Origin of the sequence: Acetomicrobium hydrogeniformans ATCC BAA-1850 (assembly GCF_000160455.2) — a bacterium.
Lineage (GTDB): Bacteria > Synergistota > Synergistia > Synergistales > Acetomicrobiaceae > Acetomicrobium > Acetomicrobium thermoterrenum.
Map to the genome: position 1 here is coordinate 699312 of NZ_ACJX03000001.1, position 19104 is coordinate 718415.

At 38.6% G+C, this 19104-nt stretch carries 16 protein-coding genes; 11 read left to right on the forward strand and 5 right to left on the reverse strand.

Annotated elements, in window-relative coordinates; translation table 11 throughout:
• Window positions 1-12 precede the first annotated feature (12 nt).
• From HMPREF1705_RS03395 to HMPREF1705_RS03410, 5 genes are all read right to left on the reverse strand, one after another.
• Window positions 13-2169, reverse strand: coding sequence for a heavy metal translocating P-type ATPase (locus tag HMPREF1705_RS03395; RefSeq protein WP_057940677.1), 2157 nt, complete (start codon window positions 2167-2169; stop codon window positions 13-15).
• A 124-nt stretch (window positions 2170-2293) separates the two neighbouring features.
• Window positions 2294-2614: a hypothetical protein gene (locus HMPREF1705_RS03400; RefSeq protein WP_057940678.1), complete on the reverse strand. Its 321-nt coding sequence runs from the start codon at window positions 2612-2614 to the stop codon at window positions 2294-2296.
• A 1-nt stretch (window position 2615) separates the two neighbouring features.
• Window positions 2616-2783: a hypothetical protein gene (locus HMPREF1705_RS11015; RefSeq protein WP_242603514.1), complete on the reverse strand. Its 168-nt coding sequence runs from the start codon at window positions 2781-2783 to the stop codon at window positions 2616-2618.
• An 89-nt stretch (window positions 2784-2872) separates the two neighbouring features.
• On the reverse strand, window positions 2873-3319 hold the full coding sequence (locus tag HMPREF1705_RS03405) for a hypothetical protein (RefSeq protein ID WP_057940679.1): 447 nt from the start codon (window positions 3317-3319) through the stop codon (window positions 2873-2875).
• 130 nt (window positions 3320-3449) lie between these two features.
• Window positions 3450-4499 carry a homoserine dehydrogenase gene (locus HMPREF1705_RS03410; RefSeq protein WP_306336788.1) on the reverse strand — a complete coding sequence of 350 codons (1050 nt, stop codon included), beginning with the start codon at window positions 4497-4499 and terminating at the stop codon, window positions 3450-3452.
• 481 nt (window positions 4500-4980) lie between these two features.
• Between HMPREF1705_RS03410 and HMPREF1705_RS03415 the strand changes: the two genes are divergently transcribed.
• From HMPREF1705_RS03415 to HMPREF1705_RS03465, 11 genes are all read left to right on the forward strand, one after another.
• A complete protein-coding gene (locus HMPREF1705_RS03415; RefSeq protein ID WP_009202312.1) occupies window positions 4981-5925 on the forward strand; it encodes a sugar ABC transporter substrate-binding protein in 945 nt (314 codons plus the stop codon).
• Between the two features lie 283 nt (window positions 5926-6208).
• The gene (locus HMPREF1705_RS03420; protein ID WP_040348837.1) at window positions 6209-7354 is read left to right on the forward strand and encodes a Gfo/Idh/MocA family protein; all 1146 of its coding nucleotides are present in this window, start codon (window positions 6209-6211) and stop codon (window positions 7352-7354) included.
• Between the two features lie 59 nt (window positions 7355-7413).
• Complete coding sequence (locus tag HMPREF1705_RS03425) at window positions 7414-8196, forward strand: TIM barrel protein (protein WP_009202309.1); 783 nt, start codon at window positions 7414-7416, stop codon at window positions 8194-8196.
• Window positions 8197-9050: 854 nt separating this feature from the next.
• Entirely contained in the window at window positions 9051-9998 is a 948-nt protein-coding gene (locus tag HMPREF1705_RS03430) for a sugar ABC transporter substrate-binding protein (protein ID WP_057940681.1), read from the forward strand.
• A gap of 401 nt (window positions 9999-10399) precedes the next feature.
• Window positions 10400-11206 carry a 5-keto-L-gluconate epimerase gene (iolO, locus tag HMPREF1705_RS03435; RefSeq protein ID WP_009202306.1) on the forward strand — a complete coding sequence of 269 codons (807 nt, stop codon included), beginning with the start codon at window positions 10400-10402 and terminating at the stop codon, window positions 11204-11206.
• A 32-nt stretch (window positions 11207-11238) separates the two neighbouring features.
• Entirely contained in the window at window positions 11239-12768 is a 1530-nt protein-coding gene (locus tag HMPREF1705_RS03440) for a sugar ABC transporter ATP-binding protein (protein WP_009202305.1), read from the forward strand.
• A 46-nt stretch (window positions 12769-12814) separates the two neighbouring features.
• On the forward strand, window positions 12815-13825 hold the full coding sequence (gene iolG, locus HMPREF1705_RS03445) for an inositol 2-dehydrogenase (RefSeq protein WP_200778755.1): 1011 nt from the start codon (window positions 12815-12817) through the stop codon (window positions 13823-13825).
• 295 nt (window positions 13826-14120) lie between these two features.
• Window positions 14121-15305 (forward strand): scyllo-inosose 3-dehydrogenase, encoded by a 1185-nt coding sequence (iolM, locus tag HMPREF1705_RS03450; protein WP_009202303.1) that lies wholly within the window; start codon window positions 14121-14123, stop codon window positions 15303-15305.
• Window positions 15306-15338: 33 nt separating this feature from the next.
• Window positions 15339-16448 carry a 3-dehydro-scyllo-inosose hydrolase gene (gene iolN / locus HMPREF1705_RS03455; RefSeq protein WP_009202302.1) on the forward strand — a complete coding sequence of 370 codons (1110 nt, stop codon included), beginning with the start codon at window positions 15339-15341 and terminating at the stop codon, window positions 16446-16448.
• Between the two features lie 107 nt (window positions 16449-16555).
• Window positions 16556-17509: an ABC transporter permease gene (locus HMPREF1705_RS03460; RefSeq protein WP_050767894.1), complete on the forward strand. Its 954-nt coding sequence runs from the start codon at window positions 16556-16558 to the stop codon at window positions 17507-17509.
• 42 nt (window positions 17510-17551) lie between these two features.
• On the forward strand, window positions 17552-19093 hold the full coding sequence (locus tag HMPREF1705_RS03465) for a tagaturonate reductase (RefSeq protein WP_009202300.1): 1542 nt from the start codon (window positions 17552-17554) through the stop codon (window positions 19091-19093).
• The last annotated feature ends 11 nt before the right edge of the window (window positions 19094-19104 follow it).

Consider the following 19104-nt stretch of genomic DNA (forward strand, 5'->3'; position numbering starts at 1 on the left):
TACTCCTTTCATTCAAACACTTTTTATCCTTAACGAATTCAATATTACTGATATAGAACTCAAAGCCATAGCTCCTTCGGCAATAATTGGGTGCAGCAAGGCAGACATTGCCAAAGGAATCGCTATAACGTTATATCCAAAAGCCCAGGCCAAATTTTGTCTAATTACACTAAAGGTTTCTTTCGAAATCTCGATGAGATCCACAACCTTTGAGGCTCCACCATTTAATATTACGACGTCTGCACTGTCTATGGCCAGATCTGTGCCGCTCCCCATGGCCACACCTACATCGGCAGCTTTCAAAGCAGCAGCGTCATTCATGCCGTCTCCTGTCATCATAACCTTTTTGCCCGCTCCTTGATAGTGTCTTACTATATTGACCTTATCATCCGGACGAACGCCCCAATAAAAGTCCTTTATACCCAATTCACTTGCGACCACTTTAGCTGTTCCCTCGCCATCGCCTGTGGCTAACACGACATCTACACCCATGCTCTTAAGGCGACGCACAACCTCAAAGGAATCCTCCCTTATTGGGTCAAATACCCCAATGTAGCCCAATATAGAACCATCCCTCATTACTTCGACAACTGTGTAGCCCTTCTCAAGTAATTGACGATATCTTTGAGGATTTTCCGGTCTTCCGACCAAGTATGATTGACCCCTTGCCGTACCTCTGATGCCTTCGCCAACTATCTCTTCGAAATCATTTATCTCGACATCGCCTTTCTTTAATTCAGCTATAGCTTTCCCTAAAGGGTGATTGGACAGGGACTCCAGGTTTCCAACGATATTTGCCACTTCTTCTGTAAGGTTGTGCTCTACAACCTTGGGTGATCCCAAAGTAAGGGTACCAGTCTTATCGAAGATAACGACGCCTACATCTTTTGTAGTTTGTATGGCCTCTGCATTTCTTATTATGAGCCCCTGACGCATAGCCTTGTTCGTTCCCGTTATTAAAGCCATTGGTATCGCTAAACCAAGCGCACAGGGGCAGGCGATCACTATGGTTGTAACAAAGGCAAAAACTCCTACCGACAGAGGATCTCTGGACTCGATAACCCAGGGCAAAATCTGTTTAGCATGGCTTAAAAGGCTTCCCCACTCTTCAACATTAAAAGCCCATAGCACACCCGATAGCAGAGCAAGAAAAGTCACTATTGGAACAAAAACATTTGTAATCCTATCCGCAAGAGCCTGAATGGGAATCTTTGAACCCTGAGCTTCCTGAATTAATGATATCATCTGCGAAAGAAAGGTATCTTCACCGACTTGAGTAACGCGAACCTTGAGGAAACTCGATAAGTTAAGAGAGCCAGAAGTAACTTTATCGCCCGATTTTTTAAGAACGGGCATCGGTTCGCCCGTGATCATCGCTTCATCCACGGAAGAGACGCCTTCTGCAACTTCACCATCTGCGGGAATGCGCTCCCCCGGTTTAACTGCTATCAAAAATCCCTGCTTTACGGCTTCTATGGGCATTAAGATTTCCTTGCCATCTTCGGTGATAACTCTTGCTTCCTGGGCTTTCAGCTTCAGTAACGCCTTTACTTCTTTGGAGGCTTTGTCCCTCAGGCGTGATTCTATAAAACGTCCAGTCAGATGAATTGACATAATCATTGCCCCTATGCTTCCAAAAGACGTCTCAAATAAACCGACCGAGGCTAATAGGGCAGTTATCAATGAAGTGAGGGATCCTAAAAAAACGAGAACATCCATATTAGCATGAATATGAGATAAAGCGATCCATGCCCCCTTTATCGTCTGTTTTCCTGCTATAAATATGACCAATGCCGAGGCTATTGTTTCAGCGTAATAAAACCACGAAATATGATATCCCGCCATATGCAAAAACATCAATAACATTAGAGGAACCGTTATAGACCATGCAAATATAACGTTTCGTTTAGATGCCCTGTAACGTCGGGCTTCAAAGTTTTCTTGAGATTCATAGGTTACACCGTAACCTACCCTTTCTACTGCCTCTTCCAAAACCCTCTGGGGAACATCTTTCTCTAAAAGAACAAATGCCGTTTCAGTCGCCAAATTTACAGCGGCAAACTTAACCCCCTCTACTTTTTTCAATGCCTTTTCGACAGTCATCGCGCATGTCGCACAAGTCATTCCCGTTATTCGAAAATTCCTTTTCTCCTCAGTAGTCATATTCATTCAGTCATCTCCACCGGCGAGTTCTATTTAGGTATATATTAACATTATTAGTAATACCTAAATTCTATTAACCATTTTAGGGCAAGCTCTTTTATAATTCAAGCTTGCCCTTTTAAGGCACCGTTTAAGAAAGAGGCGTCACGCTTTTTATCAATATATACATCTTTCCGCTGCCGAGAGAGGAGCGGGCCTCTCCCTCGATGTAAATGGGAGCGCCATCTTCGAGAGAGCATAAAGTTTCTTCGATTTGAGGATCATAAGTTCTCATAAGCAAATAGTCATGCCTGGGTTCCCCGTTTATATCGATGAAATCCCTTCGCAGAGAACACTGAAAGTACCTTCCACATCTGTTTTCCTTTATCGATTCGCCGCTAAGAAAATGCAAATAGCCAGACACCCTAACCTCGTTTACCCCCAATTTTTCCTTGAGCGTCAAATCCTCCACTTCAGTCGCCTCCTTTAAGATAAAAAAATTGGAGAGGGCAGGACACCCCAACCCTCTCCGGACACAAACATATCGTTTTATTTTTCTCTGAGGCATTACCGACGCCCTTGAACGCCACCTCTTCGGGCGTGTTGGAAAACACCCTGAACGTCAGCAACCCCTCCCTCATCTAAACGCCTCCTAAAATTGTCTTGTAACAATATAGTAACCTAGTTTTAGAAATTATCCAAGTACCCTTTGTGTAATTTTCATTTAATTTTATTGGTTATTCGATGGTGCACCGCTTTGTCGCTGCTCTATACCCTTAAGCCACTGCTCAAATTGCCATCGGGAGACATCCGTTCTCAGAGATAAAATCCTTTCATGTAGCTCCGTTGCCTTTTTTTGATCTAATTTATCCTCCAAAAACAACATTCTTAATTCTAATTGAGTGCGCTCGAGATCGCGCATCTTCTGGGCTATCTCTGCCGGGACTTCATATCTATAGGGGTATCCCCCTAATCCTTTTCGCCCCCCAAAGTCATCGTCACCGTCGTAACCGCCCCACATGTAGGCAGGACCGGGGCACCATCCTCCCCACATTCCCGGTCCTCCCCGACCGGCACCCCACATACTCCTAGGGCCGGAACCATAAAAGGCAAAGGCAGAACCACCGATTAACAATACGAGCAAAGCACCTAAAACAGGAACCCAAGGTCTCTTCATGACCTAACACCTCCGTTATTTCATTAATTTTCATTCTACGTTCATATGATAACAGGGATGTCATGCGAGTCCTCGGTATTCCAAAGTATACCCCTATGAGTAAAAATACTTAAACAGTGTCCAAATAAATTCAATGCACCGAGCAAAGGCATGTTCTGTGTATGGCTAAAATATCGGACAACAATGCCTGACCTGTTTCTATTCTTCCCGCCCCGGGACCTATGACAGTCACCTCTCCTAAGTGATCTGTAGCCACTGTCAATGCATTTGTAGGACCCATCACGTTACCTAAAGCATGACTAACGGGAATGAACTTGGGAGATACGCTTGCCAAAATCTCGTTCCCCTCTTTTCTGACCTCTGCAATTAATTTAATGCGCTCTCCTTCTTTTTTTGCCTCGATCACTTTTTCTTTTGTAACCTTTGTTATACCCTGTCGTGCGATATCGGTAACTTTAATATTCGCCCCAAAAAATAACTTCGCCATTATAGTCGCTTTTACTGCAGAATCCCAGCCTTCTACATCTGATGTCGGATCCGACTCGGCGTATCCCATTTTTTGCGCTTCCATCAAAGCTTCAAGATAGTCGTAGCCCTCTTCCATTTTGCTCAATATATAGTTTGTCGTACCATTAACAATACCCGCTACGGACTTTACATCGCACCCGCTCATGCATTCCAACACCATATTTATGCAGGGCGTACCCGATAGAACTACACCTTCATATCTCAAACAAACACCATTTTCTTTGGCGACGCTTTCCAGTTCTTCCAAAGCTAAGGCTATAGGTCCCTTATTAGAGGTAACGACATGGGATCCGACTGAAAGAGCCTTGCGCATGTGCGACAACCCAGGCTCTCCTGACTCTAGATTAGTAATAGTCGCCTCGGCGACGATATTGGCTTTTGCCCTTTCAATTAGTTGTAAAGTCCCTTCAGCTGTAAACTCCGGCCTATCTTTCAAAGACCCCTTCTGAGCCATTTCCTTCAATACAGCATCTAAATCCAATCCGTCTTCATTGAATAGGGAACCTCTAACGGGATCTGCAATGAAGGTCACCAAAAATTCAAAGTCGTAACGCTGTTGCAATGCCTCTTTCTTGCGATTCAAAATGTGAGCTAAACCTTGTCCGACGTTCCCAAACCCGACGATACCAATCTTCCAAAGCAAAGCATACACCCCCACAGCCTACATACTATAAACACCGTATATAGTTAATTTATACCTCAAATACGCAGAGAAGCCAAAGGTTTCCTAAGAATAAATAACCAAGACCGCTGAAAATTCTAATATACATTATTGTATTAACTAATGACATTACGAATGATACTTACTATAGATAATGTTTGCTTAATTTCGGTTCAAACTGAGGTCTATATTAGGAGATTCATACACTTTTTTTAGCAACCTCTAACAATAATTTCTTATATCAGCTCGTCAATGATATTATCAAACCCAAAAATATCTTATTCCATTTGCCGCTGGACAAAATAATAACTGTTAATTATAATTTTGAAAGGATGTTTTATAGTATGGTATAGTATTTCATAATATTTCTAGTGAAGGAGGCAAAGGTTTTATCAACATTGTATAATTTATTCAGAATCGGTGTAGTTTTAGTAAAGTTGCAAAATTGTACATGCATGAGAGGTGATGAGAAATGCGTAAAGTTTTGTTGGGGTTGTTGATATTGATGCTTGTGGTCGGTCTTTTTGCTAATCCATCGAAAGCCCAGGATAACAAATATCGTATAGGAGTAGTTTTTAAGGCGCTGGATAGTGATTCTTGGTTAACAATGAAAAAGGGTGTCGAGACAGCTATGCGAAGTCATAATGTTGAAGCAATTATTTTAGCTCCGGACCGAGAAGTCAACGTTCAACAACAAGTACAAATTGTTGAAGATCTCATTACGCAAGGAGTTGATGCCCTTTGCATAGCACCTTCTGGATCGCAGGAACTTATACCAACATTTGAAAAAGCCTACCAAGCCGGGATTCCCGTACTTTTAATTGACACCGATGCACCTTGGGACAAAAAAGCTTGTTTTGTTGGCACTGATAACTATCAAGGAGGCACTGTAGCAGGTTCGTTTATTGCCCAAAGCTTAAATGGCAAGGGAAAGGTAGCTTTAATAACAGGCATAATGGGACATCAAACTCACATGGATCGTGTAAAAGGAGCTGAAGACGTTTTTGCTAAGTTTCCTGATATAAAAATAGTCGCAAAGCAGCCAGCTAATTCGGAAAGAGCTCTAGGTATGCAAGTAATGGAAAATATTCTAACGTCAAATCCTGATCTAGATGCGGTGTTTTGTACTAACGCCGAAATGGCTGTGGGAGCATTACAGGCAACAGTTGCAGCAGGCAAAAAAATAATAGTTGGCTTTGATGATGACAGAGATATTCTTAATAACATAGCAAGTGGTAATATAACAGCTACTATAGCACAAAACCCATTCGATATGGGAAGATTTGGAATCGAAATGGCTGTAAAACTTCTAGAAGGAGAGGAAATTCCAAAAAGAATCGACACAGGAACTACTCTAGTTACAAAAGATAATGTAGAAGACTTTATTAAGAAGAAAGAAAACATTTTTCAAAACTAAATAAACTATATCTCTATCAGCTGAAAAGCCATACTTTAACTGCAATTAACCTGAATGATCGCCTTAATGCTGTTGCGTATATATTTTGAGATTGCTGAAAATTGCTCGAAACTTATTGAAAACAAAACATATAATAGCTTTATTTATTAAAAGCAAAGCAAAAATCAAAATTAATGTGGCTCTTTTGCAATGTTATGTTGATTTGTAATATAAATAGGTATTTTTTCAGCAACCTCAAATTTATTATTATCAAGTAGGTTCTAATATGTTAGGAGGCTAAAATATGTCTCATCTTGTAACCTATGGAATGGTAGGAGGAAGCAAAAAAGGGCAAATTGGGAAAGTGCATCGAAAAGCAATAAACTTACATGGAAAGGCAAAAATAGTTTGTGGTGCCTTCTCGCGAAATTTTAATGATACACTAGATCTTGGTAAAGAGTTGAATTTAAGCGAGGAAAGGCTATATAAAAATTATGAAGAAATGGCAGAACAAGAACGTAGCAGGCCTGATAAAATAGATTTTGTATCGATAGTGACACCTAATAAAACGCACTATGAAATTTCAAAAAAATTCCTACAATGTGGTATTAATGTGATGTGCGAAAAGCCTTTCACTTGTTCATCACAGGAAGCGGAAAAATTACGCATTCTCGCTGAAAAGAACGATTTACTTCTTGGGATTTCTTACTCTTTTACAGGATATTCAATGATTAGATATGCTCGAGAAATGATTAGAAGGGGAGAAATTGGCGAGGTCAGATTTGTTAATGCCCAATACTTATGTGACTGGATGGCTAAAGTACCCTTTAGAGGGAAAAACAAGCAGCAAGATTGGAGATCCGATCCAAAATTATCAGGAATATCTAACTGCGTAGCAGATATCGGGTCTCATGTTGAAAACCTTATATATTATTTAACGGAGCTAAGGATTGAATCATTAAGTGCTAGGATAGATCATTTTATCGAACAAGATGGGCTTGATGATAATGCTTCTATATTAGTAAATTATAACAATGGAGCCAGAGGAATATATTGGACATCGCAAGTAACCATAGGACATGAAAATAATTTAAATTTTGGCATTTATGGAACAAAAGGTTCAATCGAATGGTCAAGGGAAAATGCGAATTTTTTAAAAGTATCGACGATCGAACAACCCTTTTCGGTTGTAACTCGAGGAAATGATCATATTGATGACTACATAAAACAAGATTACGTAACACCTGGTGGACACACTGAAGGCTACATAGATGCCTTCGGTAGGATTTATGACAAGTTTATCTCTGCCATAATTCAACAAAAAAATGGCGTACAGTCTAATAAGAGTGATTTAGAATTTAAAACTGCTGAATCAGGCATTTCAGGAATGATATTTATAGAAAAATGCATTGAAAGCGCTACTCACGAAGGTGTTTGGGTAAATATATAATGATAATTTTTTAAGCCAGATATTGAAACTTTTTTATTATAAGTATAGGTTGGTGGTATATGGTGATTAAAGTTCTTTGTATTGAAACATTATTTAATGATTATCCGTTTGAAGATAGGTTCTATTTAACAAAGAAGCATGGATTTGATTATGTTGAATTTTGGTCATGGGCAGATAAAGATATATCTCGTATAAAAGAGCTATGTGATGTTAATAATCTAAAAGTTGCTGCATTTTCTGGAGATCAAAATTATTCGCTGCTTGATAAAAGTGAACAAGATAATTATATCAGATTTGCCAAGAATTCTATTGAAATTGCCAAATATTTGAATTCTAATTATTTGGTACTCCATTCTAATCCTTTAGACAATAATGGCAATGTATTAAAAACATATGATTACATTGATAATGATAATAAGATTCTTAATATTATTGACACTTTAAAAGCGCTAGTGCCAATTGCAGAGGATGCTGGTATACTGTTAGTATTGGAACCACTAAATTCTATAATTGATCATCTTGGCAATTTTTTAACTCATACTGAAGATTCTGTAAAAATTATCGAAGCAGTTGGTTCACCTAATATTAAAATTCTATATGATATTTACCATATGCAAATAATGGAAGGAAACCTTATTAACACGATTAAAAAATATGTTAATATGATTGGTCATATACATATCGCTGATGTCCCTGGAAGACATGAACCAGGAACAGGTGAAATAAATTATAGTAATATATTTAAATGTTTAAATTCTATTAATTATAGTAGCACAGTAGGATTTGAATTATATCCACTTTATTCTACAGAAAAAGCATTGAATATGATAAGAACTTTATAATTTATGGATAAAATAATTAAAAATATTAAGATTTATATGATCATGGCAATTGAGTAGTTCTGTGATCAAGAGTCCTTTTTCCTGGGTGCCGATCAGAATGACTTTCCCCTTATTACTCAAGATTTTCATATCGATGCCCAGGACTCTTTAAAAGCTTGACGCTTCTCTCCAATACATCCTTTTTAACTTTGAGTATCTTAATAATTTTTTGAGGATCCTGATCTCCGATTTGATCTCTCCCTACTTCTTGATTGTTATTGGATTATTATGGCAAACACAATTACCTTTGACACCTCTAATAAGGCGTATATTTTATTTTTGCTCAAAGCAACTCTAATTTCAAATAGATTTAATAGATTCACTGTCAAGGCCACGCCCAGTTATTCCACTTTCACTACCTCCAAAGGGGCCGTTTAGTTGATTCTTACCGGCCTTTAGGCAAATTAATTTACACCTCCACTGAGTTTCTTGTGTACGTTAGGTGCCAATTCGTTGTCATATATTCCAAGAGCTTCTATTTACCATGGCATCCTAATTATATTATCGCAGCAATGTATTGAACTTCGGTGTAATAATATCTAGATCGCTATACCAAATCACCCTTTTGTCCACTTTTAGGTCATTTTGCATTTTATTAAATTCTAGACAAACAAAGAAACACTACTTATAATTTAAAATGAAGTTTTGTAATATGGTATTTCATTTCATATTACTAATGTTTGTTAGAAGAGGGGGTGACAATGCAGAGAACCTTTTACTAATGTTTGTTAGAAGAGGGGGTGACAATGCAGAGAACCTTTGTGTGCAGTTTGGTGTTTTAGTATAGTGCTATAACAAAAGAAGAGGTGAATAGCATGCGTAAGTTTTTTTTGGTGTTTTTGGCATTTGTTTGCATGGTAACTTTAATAGCTAGTCCTTCACAAGCTAAAGATAGTCAGTATCGCATAGGAGTTGTCTTAAAAGCTCTAGATAGTGATTTTTGGCTCTCTGTTAAAAGAGGTGCAGAAGCAGCTGATAAAAAATACGATAATGCAGAAGTCATCATTTTAGCTGCAGATAGAGAGATAAACGTTCAACAACAAGTACAAATTGTTGAAGATCTCATTACGCAAGGAGTTGATGCCCTTTGCATAGCACCTTCTGGATCGCAGGAACTTATACCAACATTTGAAAAAGCCTACCAAGCCGGGATTCCCGTACTTTTAATTGACACCGATGCACCTTGGGACAAAAAAGCTTGTTTTGTTGGCACTGATAACTATCAAGGAGGCACTGTAGCAGGTTCGTTTATTGCCCAAAGCTTAAATGGCAAGGGAAAGGTAGCTTTAATAACAGGCATAATGGGACATCAAACTCACATGGATCGTGTAAAAGGAGCTGAAGACGTTTTTGCTAAGTTTCCTGATATAAAAATAGTCGCAAAGCAGCCAGCTAATTCGGAAAGAGCTCTAGGTATGCAAGTAATGGAAAATATTCTAACGTCAAATCCTGATCTAGATGCGGTGTTTTGTACTAACGATGAGATGGCTTTAGGGGCACTGCAAGCCGCAGAAGCTGCGGGAAAAAAGATAATAATTGTTGGATTTGACGCTAACAAAGATGCACTGGAAAGCATTATAGATAATGGATTAACTGCTACAATCGCTCAAAACCCATTTGCTATGGGTTTGTACGGAGTTGAAAACGCAATAAAACTGCTCAACGGAGAAGAAATACCTAAAAAGGTCGACACAGGAACGACTCTGGTTACCATCGATAACGCAGAAGAATTTCTCAAACAAAAAGAAGAATTATCTTTGTAAAGTAAATTATTAAATTTAAAGTATTACAAATACAAGGCTGCTCCTTAAGGAGCAGCCTTGTATTTGTAATACTTTATTATTATTTTAAATATTTATTTTGATACCAATATACATTCGAATGAATTTGATAAAAGATCCGATATACATCAAGTCGTTAATTATTTGTATTGTAAAACATTCAAGATACATCTTATTCTTATTTAGTTTTATCTAAAATTGTATTTCATTTGCAGGAGGTTCGAACAGTTTTGCAGCAGCATTTTATTATTTATAGATATTATGACTAATGATTAAACCAATCACCATACGACCATTTAGCCCATCATGAGGAATATCGTTTTTTGTAGTGGACAAGCTAAATAAATCATGCTATATTTACATACAAAGGAGGCGATGTTTGTATGAAATTTTCCTTTGTTATATCATTACAGAACACTAAGTTTAACGCTATTGCTCTCAAAGAAAACTTGCAGCAAAACCTCGAAAAACTTAAAAAGTTATCCTACGATGGAGTCGAATTGGCTATTCGTGATCCTAGTACTGTGAATATTGATGAAATGAATGCGCTACTCAATAAAAACAATTTTACCGTATGTGCCATCGGGACAGGACAAGCTTTTGTAGAAGATGGTCTATCTTTAACTCATCCAGATCCAAATATACGTGCTTATGCTATTAACAGGATCAAAAAATTTATAAACTTAGCTAGTAATATTATGGGCAAACCTAAAATTATAATCGGGCTGATAAGGGGCATGAAAAAAACAAATGTTAATGCTGAAAATTATTTTTATAAGTCAATGCAAGATATACTTTTGGAAGCGGAAAAATACAAAATTGATATATTGATAGAACCAATAAATAGATATGAAACCGATTTTATAAACAATATTCATGAAGCATTGATTTTTATAAGAAAACTCAACCACCCGAGACTGCTGTTGTTAGCAGACACTTTTCATATGAACATCGAAGAACCCAATGTATGGCAATCCCTTGAAATATGCAAAGAAAAGCTGGGCCATATACATGTCGCTGATACCAATAGATGGGCTCCGGGATATGGCCACTTTGAGTGGGATATATTTTCTCAAACTCTAAAAAAAATAAGCTATTCTGGCTGGATTTCTGGTGAAATGCTACCAAAACCAAGCGAAGATGAAGCCATATCCCACACAATTACGCTTTTGCGTTCATTATTTAGTTAACAGGATTGCTATTCGATAGGAGGTGCACTAATGTGAAACAAGATGACAAAAAACCTTTTGTTTTAATGATGGAAGGCATAGTTAAGCGTTTCCCTGGTGTTATCGCCTTAGATCACGTAGATTTTACACTTTATCCTGGTGAAGTACACGTTCTTTTGGGTGAAAATGGAGCTGGCAAATCAACCCTTATGAAAATTCTTTCAGGCGCTTATGCCAAAGACGAGGGAAAGATTTTTATTAGCAATCAAGAGGTCGAAATTGGTGATCCTAGAACCGCACAGGACCTTGGAATTGCGATAATTTACCAAGAGTTTAGTTTAATACCGCATCTCACAGTAGCAGAGAACATTTTTATAGGAAGAGAGCCTAGAAAAAAAAATGGACTCATTGATTGGGAAGCTATGAAAAAAAGCACCCAGGAAATTCTCAAAGAATTGAATGCTGATTTTGGTGCGCTAACACTAGTAAAAGAGTTAAGTGTTGCTAACCAACAATTAACGGAAATTGCTAAAGCAATATCTACAAATGCGCAAATCATTATTATGGATGAACCTACAGCCACATTAACTCCCCATGAGATAGATAAGCTGTTTTCAATTATTAGAAGGCTAAAAGATCTTAATAAGAGCATTATATTTATATCACACCACTTAGAAGAAGCGAAAGAAATTGGGGATAGAGCGACAATTTTAAGGGATGGCAAGCGTGTCGCAACTGTCAACGTAAATGAATCAACGATAGATGATTTTATTAAGATGATGGTTGGACGAACTTTAGATGAGCAATTTCCTAAAATTTACATAGACCATGGTGGGGAATATTTACGAGTTGAAGGCTTGTCGCGAGATGGATTCCTTGAAGATATTTCCTTTTCTCTATATGAGGGCGAGGTTTTAGGTGTCGCTGGCTTAGTGGGAGCTGGTAGAACGGATATGTGTAGATGCATATTTGGTGCTGATCCTAAAACAAGAGGTCGAATTTATGTTCTAGGAGAAGAAGTCATTATTAATACTCCAAAAGACGCTATTAAAGCTGGCATAGGCTTTTTGACAGAAAACAGAAAAGAGGAAGGGCTAGTCCTATATATGAACATCCGGGAAAACATTACACTTCCAATTCTAAATTCATTAGCTAAATCACCCCTTAAAATAATCGACAAAAACAAACAAATAGAAATCTCCAATGAATATTTCAATCGGTTGAATATTAAAGCGCCTTCTCTGGAAAGACCAGTCAACGAACTTTCTGGAGGCAATCAGCAAAAAGTCGTTTTAGCAAAATGGTTGGCAACCAATTCAAAAATACTAATATTCGATGAGCCAACAAGAGGGATTGATGTTGGAGCTAAAGTAGAGATTTACGAATTAATGAATGAATTAATAAAACAAGGGGTTGCTATTTTAATGGTTTCGTCAGAAATGCCAGAAATAATAGGCATGAGCGATAGGATAATGGTCATGTGTAACGGTAGGATTACAGGCTTGATTGACGATAGATCGTGTTTTGACCAAGAACTAATTATGCGTTATGCAACCGCATATCGCAAAAAAGAAGTAGCATAAATATTCTACTAATAAAATATCCATTAAGTTAAGTGAGGTGTTGTCTGTGAGAAAACTGCGTGTAGGAATAATAGGTCTAGGAAGAATTGGAAGGATGCATGCCCGTAATATCAAAAGTATTATACAAGCCGATCTAGCAGCAATCTCTGACATATCGGAGGAAGCTGTTAATTCTGTAGCTGAGGAATTGCAGATTAATCAAAAGTATTATGACTATCGAGAAATGTTAAATGATCCCTCTATTGAAGCGGTGGTAATATGCTCTAGCACGAATACTCACGCACAAATCATTAAGGAAGCAGCATCTGCTAAGAAACATATATTTTGCGAAAAACCAATAGCATTAACAATAGAAGAAGTAAATGACGCTCTGAATTCTATAAACATATCGGGCATTAAGTTTTTTCTCGGTTTCAACAGGCGGTTCGACCCAACATTTAGCAAAATGAAGGAAGAGATTAAATCTGGGAAAATAGGAACTCCACATTTAGCTATAATCACAAGTAGGGATCCCGCTCCTCCTTCTTTAGATTATGTTAAAAGCTCTGGGGGGCTTTTTCTTGACATGACTATACATGATTTCGATATGGCAAGATTTATGTTAAATGATGAGCCTTATGAGATTTATGTTTCAGCTTCATCTTTAGTAGATCCTGCCATTGGAAAAGCTGGTGATGTTGATACAGCAGCCATTGTGATAACTATGAAATCTGGCGCAAGAGTGATAATTAACAATAGCCGTAAAGCTGTTTATGGATATGATCAACGCGTTGAAATTTTTGGCTCAGAGGGGATGATAATGAACCAAAATATGCCTAAAGATTTTGCATTTTTATCTAATCCATATGAAACACAGCTATCTAACCCTGTATATTTCTTTATAGAAAGATATAAAGAAGCTTATATACATGAAATCGAAACTTTCATATCTTGTGTCATGCAAGATGAAATCCCTCCGGTTGGAGGTGAAGATGGAAAAATATCGTTATTAATGGGATATGCTGCCCAAAAATCATTAACTGAAAACAGACCTGTTAAATTTTCTGAGGTAATTTAGTATCATATTTACATAATATATTTACAATAGAACGCGGAATATAAATGTTCATAATTATCTTAAGTTTACATCGAAGCTTGACATAACTATTAATAATCTATTTTTCTACAGCTTTAATATATGGTTTATATACCTTTAGAAAATATCCTTGGCGCTTTACATTTTACAGTTGTCATAAAATTAATAAATTATAAAAAGGGCCTTGTCAAAAGTAATATGCCGTAGTATGATATAGTTGTTTTGCATGATGAAAGTCTATTTCATATATAAACTATAATTAAGGGGGTAATCAAAAATGAAGGCTGTGAGGTTATATGCTGATTGGACACCAAAACCGGAATTTAAGTTAGGACCAAAAGACATTGAAGGTCGCCAAACATACCTTGGAAGTCAAGTTTGGAAAAACCCGCGCATCGTCATAGAAGATGTTGACGTTCCCAAACCCGGCCCTGGTGAAATTTTGATCGAGGTCAAAGCTTGTGGCATTTGCGGCAGTGACGTGCATATGGCGCAGCCTGACGATGATGGCTATATTATTTACCCAGGCTTAACGGGCTTCCCTTGTACATTAGGCCATGAATTTTCAGGCGTAGTAGTTGACGCTGGACCCGGAGCTTTTGACAAAAACACATTAAAACCCTTTAAAGGTGGCGAAGTCGTTTGTGTTGAGGAAATGATATGGTGTGGCCAATGTAAACCATGTGCGGATGGATGGCCTAATCACTGCGAAAAGTTGGACGAGCTTGGGTTTAATGTAGACGGAGCTTTTGCTAAGTATGTTGTCGTTCCAGCTAAGCTTGCCTGGAGCTTAGATCCTATCAAGGAGCATTATTCAGAGGATAAGCTGTTTCTCCTAGGCTCGTTAGTTGAACCTACAAGTGTTGCGTATAATGCTGTTATTGAGCGTGGAGGCGGTATAAGGCCTGGGGATAACGTTGTAATTATGGGTGGCGGACCAATCGGCTTAGCTGGTTGCGCCATACTCAAAAGAGCTGGTGCTGCTAAAGTAATACTTTCCGAGCCAATGAAAGAACGAGGTGAATTAGGGAAAAAATTGGGAGCAGATCATGTTATAGATCCCACAAAAGAGAACTTCGCTGATGCAGTCTTAGACTTAACCAACGGTGAAGGTGCAGCTTTATACTTAGAAGCAACTGGGATTCCGCATATCATATTCCCTCAAATTGAAGAGGCAATTTGGAAAGGCAGGACCTTAAATTCTACTGTCGTAATAGTGGCTAGGTCTCCCGAAAAAACTCCCGTAACTGGTGAAGTTTTTCAGGTAAGGCGGGCAAGAATCGTTGGTGCTCAGGGTCACTCAGGACATGGTACATTTCCACGTGTGATTTCTTTAATGGCTTCTGGTATGGATATGACTAATATTATTACAAGAAAAATTAAACTGGAAGAAGTGCCTAAGTATATCGAAAACTTGCGCACCGATAAATCTGACTGCAAAGTAACATGTATTATGGATTAAGGTAAAGCGTTAAAATAAAAGGGAGGATAAAAAATGACCAGTGGGTTTTTTACAACTCAACATCCTTTAATAGTTTTTGAGGATAACTCTGTTGGAAGGCTAAAAAAGAAAATTTGGGAAGCAAATGAACGTGAAATTGATAATATTTTAAAAGAATACGACATACCGTCACCGCCAGAAGTTGGAAAAGCAGGATCGTATATACAAACAACACCCCGAGCCATTGCAATAGAAAAAAGGCGCAAAAACGATATCGTTTTTGTTCCAATTGGATGTACGGAGAATCACGGACTTCACGCAAATAGCGGATTAGATACTTTTATGGTGACACAAATCCTTGAAGGGATACGGAGGTATACTGCCAAGAAGGGACACGAGGTAAATCTTGCGCTTCCTCCGCTTAACTACGGGGGACACCCTTATCATCACGTTGGAATGCCTGGAACCATCATAATGCCTAAGGAAGTAGTAGAAGAAACACTTATATACGTAATGTTGGGGCTATGGAATGATGGGTATAGGAAAATTATACTTATCAATAATCACGGTCATTTATGGATGCTCGAATCAGCTGTCCAAGAGTTCTGCAAACGCTTTCAATTACCAGGTATTTTTATGGTTATCGATTGGCATCGTGCTGTTCGAGAATTTTTCTTCCCTGTTGATAGAGAAGATAGTCTTGAAACCCATTTTGTGCATGCTGATGAGTCTGAAACATCTGTGGCCCAACTTTTGTTCCCAGATATGATCGACATGAAATATGTACAGGATGCCGAGGGTGAATCGTTCCTGCCAGATGGTCATTTTGATAAATCAGTTGATCCTTTCCACAGACCTATGGCATGGTCTCAAGGCGAAGGTCACATGGCAATTGAGAGGGCAGCTACCCCTGAGGGTGTTGTTGGCCATCCAAGTAAAGCAAATCCCAAAAAAGCCAAAAGACCTATAGCTGCAATATTAAGCTACCTCACCTTATTACACGATCACATTAGAGAGGCATTTCCGCCAGGCGTGCTTCCACCTGTAGAAAAGGTGACATTAAGAGACCCAAAAGAGCTCGAACCGTTCTTGAAAGAACCATTCAGTCCTGGGTGGAAATCCGTTTATGAACTACCAATAATAGGTCCATTTACAAAACTATAGCTCCACTAAACCAATCGAAATACAAATAGCTATTCGTATTTCGATTGGTTTTTTCTTTAAATATTTAGAACGCGTCGTTTCAAACAGAAGGGAGGATAAGATAAAAAATGTCTAATTTCCTTAGAAGGTTCGGCGCATTAATAGGGCTCATATGCCTATGTATAGTACTATCTATTATTTCCGAACACTTTTTAACATTTAATAATGTAATGAATATTCTTAAGCAATCGTCTATTAATGCACTGCTTGCTTTAGGCGTTCTTCTTCCAATTCTTACTGGAGGAATTGATTTGTCAGTTGGTTCGATCCAAGCATTCTCCATGTGTGTTATGGCTTTTTTTGCTGTTAAGATGGGTGTCAATCCTGTGATTGCAGTTATTATGGGAATATTTGCTGGAACTGCATTGGGATATTGCAACGGGCTTTTGTTAACAAAACTTAAATTACCGCACCCATTTATCTCAACATTAGGAATGATGAATATCGCTAGAGGATTAAGCTTAATAATCACTGCTGGATTTCCCATATCTGGTTTACCGTTACTTATCAGGTTCTTTGGTACAGGAGAAATGATGCGAATTCCAGTCCCTGCAATTTTAGTCTTAATAGTCTATCTAATATACTACGTTATTTTGAATCACACTCCCTTTGGCAGGTATGTTTATGCTATAGGAAGCAACAGAGAAGCTGTCAGACTCTCCGGAGTTAATGTTGATAGAGTCTTGAATATTGTCTTTGCAAGTGCCGGGTTCCTTGCATCTTTAAGCGCCCTTGTGCTTGCGGGAAGGGTAAACTCAGCCTATCCGCTTGCTGGATTAGGAGCCGAACTCGATGCTATAGCAGGAGCTGTTATTGGAGGCGCTTCCCTTTTTGGTGGAGAAGGTACAGTAGGTGGCACCATTATCGGTGTGTTAATTATGGGTGTTTTAAGGAATGGACTTAATCTTCTCAATGTATCAGCCTACTGGCAAACGGTAATTATAGGTGCAGTTGTAATACTTGCTGTGTGGGTTGACGTCTTAAGAAAACAAGCAGAATATAAATCATCTATTGCACGATAACATTAGTAATTTATTATATCAATCTGGAGGTTAGCGTTAAAAATGAAAAATTTAAACCGCAATATGTTGTATATCCTTAGCGAAAGCGGTTATTCAAAATATCTATTATTACCTAAAACCAATACTCTAGACCTACCTATAAAGGTCATGCAATTCGGAGAAGGAAACTTCCTGAGAGCCTTTGTCGACTCGCTCATACAAATGGCAAATGACAAAGACATATTTAAGGGTAAAGTTATCGTTATTCAACCTATACACGAAGGCAGAGCCGATGCAATTAACGCTTCAAACGGTATATTCACCCATATAGCCCGAGGTATTCATCAAGGACAACCTAAAGAAGAGATCAGAATCGTAGGAAGCATCGACAAGGCGCTTAAGGCATACGGGCAATGGGACGACGTGCTTGAAGAGGCAAAAGATCCAAACATCAAAATAGTCGTCTCTAACACGACCGAAGCGGGAATTGCCATATCGCCTGACGATCGTTTCGACGACAACCCTCCCCACTCCTTTCCAGCCAAGGTAACCAGACTTCTTTACGAACGGTATAAGACATTGGGCAAAGATAAAGGTAAACTGATATTCATTCCCTGCGAGCTCATTGACCGTAATGGTGATGTATTAAAAGAATGTGTTATAAAATTATGCCATAAATTCGACCTAGAAAAAGAATTTATCGACTGGGTGGACAAAGAGTGCACATTTTGCTGCTCCTTAGTCGATCGAATTGTAACGGGATATCCGCAGGATGAAATCGAAGAGCTGACAAAGAGGTTGGGATATGTCGACAACAACCTCGTGGTTTCGGAGTTGTTTCACTTATGGGTAATAGAAGGACCAAGCTTTGTAAAAGACATATTCCCCCTACATGAGGCAGGCCTCAACGTGATCTTCACAGAGGACATAACACCTTATCGAACCAGAAAGGTTCGCATCCTAAACGGAGGACACACATCCACTGTCACTTTAGCTTATGCTGCAGGTTTAAACTATGTAAAAGAAATGGTCGAGCATCCAATTATCGGTGCATACTTGAAAGACCTCCTGTTCGAGGAGGTAGTTCCTACCGTTCCCGGCAATAAATCAGAAATATCGGCATTCGCTCAAGAAGTGCTAGAAAGATTCAAAAACCCCTACATTAAACACGCCTTGCTGGATATAACTTTAAATTCAACGAGTAAGCTAGCCGTTCGTGTAATACCAAGCCTTCTTGATTTTTATTCAACCACCGGAAAACTTCCGAACCGTTTGCTTTTGTCCGTCGCAGGCTATCTGAGGTTCTACAAGATCACCAGGACTGACGGTAAATATTTCTACGGTACTCGTGATAACGGCGAAGAATATCCCATTAGAGATGATAAGGAAATACTCGAATTCATGAAAAGCATTTGGGACGCTCCTGATGCCTCTTTTGGCATAAGACAATGCAGATCTATCGTAGAGAAGGCTCTCTCCCATCCAAAGCTTGAAGCCGAAGGCTTGTTAAAAGTGCCCGAAATGATCGATAAAATTTCACTTTATTTGCACGATCTCTTAAACAAAGGTGCCGTAGAAAGTGTTAGGAGTGTAATAAATTCTTAGTTTTAAGGAGG